This window comes from Accumulibacter sp., assembly GCF_029255285.1.
Lineage (GTDB): Bacteria > Pseudomonadota > Gammaproteobacteria > Burkholderiales > Rhodocyclaceae > Accumulibacter.
Map to the genome: position 1 here is coordinate 1 of NZ_JAPUVI010000076.1, position 4,078 is coordinate 4,078.

The window sequence follows — 4,078 nt, forward strand, 5'->3', positions numbered from 1 at the left end:
GATGGTCGAGAGAATATAGGTGAGGCGCTGGGTTTCCAGCGTGCTGGCGGTACGGATGGCATCTTCCAGTTGCGAAACGCGGGTGTGCAGGTTCTTGATGGTATCACCAACGCACCAGCGGGTTTTCAGTGCGGCGCGGAAAGCACGCACGTCGGCCCATTGCGAGCCAAGGTGATAGTCCTGGGTTTTGTGCAATCCACGGTTGGCTGGATCAGAGTGCGGATAGCCCGTTCCGTGCAATCCGTGGTTGGAAAATGTCATGGTACATACGGCGTGGCAGCCAGGTCGACGGTGGGCCAAAATGGCTGGATGGCAACTTTCGGCCAGGAGCCGACGGCCATGTAATCGAAAGTTTCGATCGCCGGATCGTGTTCGAGGTGATAACGCAGCCGCTTGGGAACCGACAACACCCACTGGCGGACCGGCAGTCGCGGAAAAACGTGGTCGGCCAGACATCCCCATTCTCGTGCAACCGCGGGCGGACGGCAGGGAGCACTGAACGACGCTTGCTCCGAGGTCGGCCCATGCTACACTTTGCCCGTGATCACCATAGGAATTCCGTTGCGTGTCTGCCACCGAAAAATTGCCGCCGAAGCCTGTGCCACTTGTCGCGGCCGCCATTCGTCGCCAACGCCATGCGACCACCGCTCTGATGGTCCGAGCCAGGAAACAGGGTTTCACGCTTTTTGAAATACTGATCGCGATGATCATCGTCGGTGCGCTCGCCGCCATCGCGATCCCGAGCTATCTGGAATATGTCGAGAAGGCAAGGATTTCCAAGGCGCAGATGGAAATCGCCGCGATCGCGGCCAGTCTGAAGCGCTACTGGGAAGACAACAGACAATACCCGGCGAGCCTGAACGTCCTCGGCCCCTTGCCGAACGATCCCTGGAAAAATCCTTATCAATACCTGGCGATCGACATCGTCCCGGCGCCGAAAAAGGGAGAAGTGCGCAAGGACAAGAACCTGAACCCGCTCAACAGCGACTTCGACCTCTACAGCATGGGCAAGGATGGCCAAACGGTCAAGCCACTGACCGGTGCGAAGGCCCGGGATGACGTCGTGCGCGCGGACAATGGCCGTTTCATTGGCCTGGCGACGGATCACTAGGATCGGGAATCGCCCCGCTCGGGTCATCCCTGGTCTGCCCGGAACGGCCCTGCGCAGTCGCGTGGCGCAGCGGCTGTTGCTGCTGTTCCTGTTCGCGGCCATGCTGCCGGCGACCGGTCTGGGACTGCTTGTCTACCATCAGGCGAGCGACACCCTGCTCGCGCTCAACTACCGAAGCCTCGAGGCGCACGCGAAAGGTCTCGGCATGAGCCTCGTTCAGCGGCTGGTCTGGCGTGCCGAGACGCTCCACCTGCAACTCGCCGCGCAGACCGATGAGGCCAGCCAGAAGCCGGACGACCGCAACCCGCTGCTGCGGAAAGACAGCACGATCGAGTCACTCGCAGTCGTCGAGCCGGAAACCCTTCTCAAGCTCCGCCCGGAAGAACTCGAGCACCTGAAAAAGTCCGGCGTACTCCTGCAGCTGACGCCTGCAGGCGACGCCCTGATGACCATCGCGCATGCAAGATCCGCGGACCACTTTCGGGTGATGGTCGCCGGCGAACGTCTCTGGCAACACGATCACGAAGGTGAAACCTACTGCGTCCTGACGCTGGCGGGGCAACCTCTGCATTGCTCGCCCGGGCTCCCGGTGCCGCCCCCGGCGCGCTGGTCTGTCGACGAGCGACAGGCCAGGCACGCGGGCGTCTTCGCGTGGGAGGTGAACGGCGAAGAACACCTGGCAGCATTCTGGCACGCTCCGCTGACGGCCACGTTTGCTCACGAAGGGCTGATCGTGGTCGTCAGCGACAGCCGCGCGAACGCGCTGGCCGCGCTGACGCAGTTCCGCATGCTGTTCCCCGCGGTAGCCGTCCTTGCCATGGCGATGGCGGTGTGGCTGGCGCTCATCCAGATTCGTCGCCAGATGCGCCCCCTCGAGGATCTGACGCGGCACACCGAGCATCTGGCACAAGGAAATTTCGCCAATCGGGTGGAGGTGAGCGGTAACGACGAGTTCTCGCGACTGGCTGAGGCATTCAACAGCATGTCGGATCACCTGAACCACAAGTTCCACCTCCTGCAGGCGCTTGCCGAACTGGATCGGGCGATCCTGAACGTCTCGGAGATGGAGTCGGTCATCCGGCTGCTCTTGCAGCGCACCCCGCAGTGCCTGCCCTGCGATCTAGCCGGCGTCCTGCGTTTCGACGGCGCCGGGGATCTACTGGTCTGGGCCATCGACGCCGGGGAGACCTCGCTCGAACAAACGCGTCGGGTCGGCGGCGACCGCGCACTCTGCAGGCGCCTCGAGGGCGAGGAGACCGCCCTGCTGCTTGACCTGCGCCAGCCCGATACCCAGGACCTGGCATTCTTTGCCGATCGCGGCGCCACCCAGGCCGTGCTTTTCCCGGCACATCTCAAAGAACGCTGCGACAGCGTGCTCGTCCTCGCCTATCGCCGGCCACTGCCCGACACGGACGAGATCACCCAGGCTGGACGCAGCCTGGCAGACCGCCTGGCCTCCGCGGCAGTCAGCATCGCGTGGGGGAACGAACTCTACCGCCAGGCTCACTTCGATGCGCTGACGGGTCTGCCCAACCGCACCCTGCTGCGTGACCGTGTCCACCAGTCGCTGCTGCGGGCACAGCGCGGAAAGCTCGCGGTCGCCCTGCTGCTCATCGACCTCGACAATTTCAAGGATGTCAACGACAGCCTCGGCCACAGCGCCGGTGACGCCCTGTTGGTCTCCTGCGCCGAGAAACTCGCCAAGGTGGCCCGCCATACCGACACGGTTGCGCGACTCGGCGGCGATGAATTCGTCGTCGTGCTGGTCGATCTGCCCGCTCCCGATACCGCCACGATCGTGGACCGCATGGCAACCACCCTCAACACCGAACTGGCCCGGCCGGTTGAGCTGCACGCCCGCACCGTCAGCATCGCCGCCAGCATTGGCATCGCCATCTATCCCGATAACGGGGCGGACATGGAGGAACTGATGAAGAACGCGGACGCCGCCATGTATCAGTCGAAGCGTGCCCGCCAGGGCGGCTACCGGTTCTATTCCGAGCAGCTCAACGCGGCGGCCAAGGCACGCTTCGAGATGCTGCAGGATCTGCGCAAGGCCCTCGACCACGACGAGTTCTTCCTCGTCTACCAACCCAAGATCGAGGCCACGTCCGGCCGTGTCGTCGGCGCCGAGGCGTTGATCCGATGGGCGTCGCCCAGACTGGGGCTGGTTTCTCCGGCCCGCTTCGTTTCCCTGATCGACGAGGTCGGCCTCGATTCCGTCCTGGGCCAGTGGGTCATCGAGACCGCCTGCGCCCAGATGGCGGCATGGGATGCCGAGGAGGTGTCGCCGATTTGCGTCTCGGTCAATGCGTCGCCGGCGCAGTTCCGCTCCAATGAAATCATCTCGCAAGTGCGTTCGGCGCTGACGAGAAATGGACTCGGAACGGACCGGCTGGAACTCGAGATCCTCGAATCAACGGCCATCGACAACGCTGGAAGCGTGAATGAAACGCTCGCCGAGTTGCGCGCGATGAACATCAGCATCGCCCTGGACGACTTCGGCACAGGCTATTCTTCGCTGGTCTACCTGACCAATCTGCCGGCCAACGTCCTCAAGATCGATCGCGGCTTCATCACGGACCTTCTGACCGACCAACGCAAACGGACGATCGTCGGACAGATCATCTCGCTCGCCAAAGCGCTCGGCTTCAAGGTCGTCGCCGAGGGCGTCGAGGAGAGCGAACAGGCGCGCGTGCTCGGCACCATGGGATGCGATCTGTTCCAGGGTTACCTGTTCAGCAAACCGCTTCTGCCGGCAGCCTTCGTCGCCTTCCAGGAGGAACGGAGATCCCGGCTCGTCTAGTAGTTCGTTCCGATAAAACATATAAAGATCAGGCCGTGGCGAGATCGAACTTCTTCCAACGAAAGACGACTGGGGCCGCATTCATCTCATTGATCCCTTGGCGGATGCGTGTCTTGAGTTCGTCCACAGAGGTGACCCGGATATGTCGCAGGAAGGAGCGA

General features: G+C 62.9%; 3 protein-coding genes and 1 pseudogene. 2 read left to right on the top strand and 2 right to left on the bottom strand.

The annotated features are described in order from the left end of the window. Positions 1–261: hypothetical protein (locus Q1M07_RS09120; protein ID WP_300453214.1), on the bottom strand; the 261-nt coding region annotated here is incomplete at its 3' end. Between the two features lie 304 nt (positions 262–565). On the opposite strand from Q1M07_RS09120, the gene Q1M07_RS09125 reads away from it, so the two are divergent. Both Q1M07_RS09125 and Q1M07_RS09130 read left to right on the top strand, forming a co-directional pair. After that, a complete protein-coding gene (locus tag Q1M07_RS09125; protein ID WP_288129625.1) occupies positions 566–1,111 on the top strand; it encodes a prepilin-type N-terminal cleavage/methylation domain-containing protein in 546 nt (181 codons plus the stop codon). After that, positions 1,077–3,917 (top strand): EAL domain-containing protein, encoded by a 2,841-nt coding sequence (locus tag Q1M07_RS09130; RefSeq protein WP_300453217.1) that lies wholly within the window; start codon positions 1,077–1,079, stop codon positions 3,915–3,917. Before Q1M07_RS09125 ends, Q1M07_RS09130 begins: the two co-directional genes overlap by 35 nt. A 28-nt stretch (positions 3,918–3,945) precedes the next feature. Here the strand turns inward: Q1M07_RS09130 and Q1M07_RS09135 are convergent. Then, a pseudogene (locus Q1M07_RS09135) lies at positions 3,946–4,078 on the bottom strand (IS630 family transposase); the annotation flags it as partial.